At 37.4% G+C, this 3512-nt stretch carries 4 protein-coding genes; 3 read left to right on the plus strand and 1 reads right to left on the minus strand.

All coding sequences use genetic code 11. The features are described from left to right. On the plus strand, positions 1-717 hold a 717-nt coding region (locus HOO90_RS08210; RefSeq protein ID WP_292841949.1), incomplete at its 5' end, for an SAM-dependent methyltransferase. Positions 718-1112: 395 nt separating this feature from the next. On the opposite strand, the gene HOO90_RS08215 is transcribed toward HOO90_RS08210, so the two are convergent. Beyond that, the gene (locus HOO90_RS08215; protein WP_292841951.1) at positions 1113-1514 is read right to left on the minus strand and encodes a hypothetical protein; all 402 of its coding nucleotides are present in this window, start codon (positions 1512-1514) and stop codon (positions 1113-1115) included. Positions 1515-2099: 585 nt separating this feature from the next. On the opposite strand from HOO90_RS08215, the gene HOO90_RS08220 reads away from it, so the two are divergent. Then, entirely contained in the window at positions 2100-2867 is a 768-nt protein-coding gene (locus HOO90_RS08220) for a hypothetical protein (RefSeq protein ID WP_292841953.1), read from the plus strand. Between the two features lie 55 nt (positions 2868-2922). After that, positions 2923-3477, plus strand: a complete 555-nt coding sequence (locus tag HOO90_RS08225; RefSeq protein ID WP_292841955.1) for a TetR/AcrR family transcriptional regulator — start codon at positions 2923-2925, stop codon at positions 3475-3477. Positions 3478-3512: the final 35 nt, after the last annotated feature.

Here is a 3512-nt window from a genome sequence, read left to right on the forward strand (position 1 = left end):
CTCAAGCAGGTTTACCATTTGGTGAACTTTATTGAGCCTTTGTTTAATGACGTTTTAACCAAAAATCCTAATCCAGTCATTGTGGATCACGGTGCAGGCAAATCTTATCTTGGCTTTATTTTGTATGATTTATTAATGAAGCAACAACTGGCTGGCCAAGTAATTGGGATAGAAACACGTGCGGAATTGGTTGAAAAATCGAAAGCGTTGGCTGCGGAATGTGGATTTGACCGCATGCAGTTTGAACATTTAACCGTTGAAGAATCGATTTCTTCGAACTCCTTGCCAGAAACGGTAGATATTGTCACCGCGCTACATGCCTGCAATACCGCTACTGATGATGCGATTCAATTTGGCTTAAAGAAAAAAGCTAACTACATGGTGCTAGTGCCGTGCTGTCAGGCAGAGGTGGCGGAAGTTTTACGCCAACACAAAAATGAAAGTTTTGGCAAAACGCCTTTAAGTGAAATCTGGCGCCACCCGATTCATACCCGGGAGTTCGGTAGTCAAATTACCAATGTATTACGCTGCTTGCAGCTTGAAGCGGCAGGGTATCAGCTCACCGTTACGGAATTAGTAGGCTGGGAACATTCCATGAAAAACGAGCTGATTATTGCGAAATATACAGGTCAGCCACGTAAGAATGCGCAAGCTAGATTACAGGCGATTTTGCATGAGCTTAATTTAGATGCCTTGCAGCCTAGGTTTGTGAATTAGGAGCTAGCCGTTGTCGGTGATTGATTTAATGTTTTTTACATCCGGTTAAAAGACATTGAAGTTCGGGACTTTCGACCCTGAGTGAAGTAATGGCCTTCTCCTTTTGGGCTTGATAATTACATTTCTTCAAAGCAGACACTTAAAACCGTGCTTCCCGACCCTAGCTGACATATATTTCATACATTTGTTATGTCAAAAATAGATGGAACTTCACTATTTGGATTTTATTCGAGATATTTAGTAATTAAATATTTCGATATAAATTGTTATTAGATTGGAGATATATTTTATAAGGTAAGAGTTTAACTTATGAATAGGACTTCGATTTATTGAGCACTTATTAATCTGTGTTTGTCTTGTGTTCATAATCGAAGGCCTAATTTCTTATAGTTTATTTAGTATCCATATTTAGCTAAAGCGTATTTAAATAAGACATAAGCTATCCACATAAATCCTACTGAGGACACTACGAAGCTTAAGGCGGTGTAAATCTTCCAAATTTTCTTATTCCAAAAATTTGGGTCAAATGCGGCGATTGTAAATATAGTTGGATTTGAGAATCCTCCCACTGCAATACACCAACAAGCAACTACAGGCAATTCAATCCCAAGGCCATAAAATCCAAGACCAAACAAAGCCATCAATGCGTAGTCAACGTGTGCTCTGATGAGCGTTTTATAATCAACAACAAATTCATCGACGCCATTAATTGGAAACCACTTGGCAAATGTCATTAACCATGCGGAAGTAATTAATGCGGTAATACAGGCTGCCGCCCCTATCAATAATATTTCCATCTTTTTCCCCTTGTTATATTAATAAATTAAACTACAGCCCTATAATACAGAAAGGTCTGTCTTTTTTCAAATGGTTTTTTTATAGCTTCTTGCATTTAGAGATTATTTCTTTTACTGAATCTAGTGAAACTCTATTCCACTTAATTCCTTCAGGACTAAGTAGCACATTCGGCCCCTCATCACACCTTAACAAACACCTTGTTGGCACAACTTCTATATTTAGCTTATTTGCAGCGACAGCCTCCTCCAGAGCACGCAAAATGACATTGCTGCCGCTATTTGCGCAGCTTTGTGGATTCGGCGCATAACGCATCTGTGTACAAACTTGAAGCTGATAATTACAGTTATCTGATACTTTAGTCATGGCAATTTAAGACGCAATTTAACAATGACTACGCCAATCGGCCAGATGAATATTGTTAGTTGCAATATGCATAATAATCCTATATAAAATTAAAGTTTAAAGAGCGCGTTCGATTGCTTTTTATAAAATGTTAAGGTAGTATTCAGACAGGTCTGTTTACTTATTTACAGTCTACTTGAAGAGATCTGAAACATGCAAGTAATTTTTTAGGGGTATTTACGTTGAACCAAATTCAAAGTTTTCAAGCTCAAAGTCTGAAATTCTTGAACGATGGCTTTCTAAACGTATTAAGTTTTTTTAAGTGCAATATACGATTTAATAGATTCTCAGATGCTTATTTGCTAAAGCTTTCTAGCCAATTAAAACAATGGAATATTGAAAGACTTTCAAATAAGAACAATACGGGGGAATCGTTAGAATTAAGTCTAGAAGATGTGAATACGCTTAAAGAGTTAATTCGAGTGAACATTGAAAAAGTCTCAAAAAAGCATCCTGAAGTATTTTATGATCAATTGCTTTTCCTAACGATAGGTGCAATAAAAATTCAATCTCAAACAGGTTCAGATAAAGCATGGTCGCTTCTCAATCAGTCTATTCGAAGCCATATAACTTCTCAAAAAGGAAATCGAACATTCTCAATTGGACTTGCGACAGTAACCATGTTGATATGTACGTCTGCAATAACCCTAAATAACTACAGCATGCGAAATATTGATAAATTAACGACTAAGTCACCAATAGAATTTGGTAAAAGCGATACTGATTCAGTAACTATTAGCATATTGCAACTTGCTTACAGTAAGATGAAAAGTGGTACTTGTCAGTTACCGCAAGCAGCAATGTTGCCTACAGAGCAACGGCAGGCATTTCTAATGTTTGTGAACAAAGGTTCCATCGATTTAAATCATGTGGAAGATTTAAGGCTTGCATTAGGTTATGTTAATTGCCTTTACCCGCAAGAGTTAATGCGTACACAGTTACCTAATTAAATTGCAATTTAAGTTATCGTAGCTTCGCCTAGAATAGCTTTGATAAGGAAATATGATGAATATGAATGAAAAAATACTCGCAACAGCCACTAGTCTATTTGAAACTAGAGGTATTCAAGCTTCTGGTGTTGACACCATTATCGCTGAGGCGGGGATTGCAAAAGCAACACTTTACAAACATTTCCCAAGTAAGAACTTACTTATCACAGCCTACCTTAGAGATAAGTCAAATAAGTTTTATGCATGGTTAAACTCTAGGTTAGCTACCAAAAAAGCCGACTCTATCGATATTCTTATTACTTTATGTGAACTTGTAGAACAATGGATATCGACCCCAGAGTTTCATGGACTACCATTCCATATTGCAGCAGTTGAATTTCCTGATCCTGAGCATCCAATCAATCAATATTCATCTGTATTGGCTGTCGAGTTACAAGGTTACCTTTCTAAGATTGCTGCAACCGCTGGTGCAAAGGACCCAGAGGCTATAGGTCAACAATTAACAATGTTATTTGAAGGTGCCGCTTTAGTAGAAAGAATAAGTCCTGGCTCAGGAGCCGCAAATCGAGCTAAAAATGCAGCCATAACATTAATAAAAGCTTCAATCTAAATCTTTGTAGCTTAATTTAGTGTCCGCCGTGGGCC

Source organism: Methylotenera sp., assembly GCF_013141425.1.
Classification (GTDB): domain Bacteria; phylum Pseudomonadota; class Gammaproteobacteria; order Burkholderiales; family Methylophilaceae; genus Methylotenera.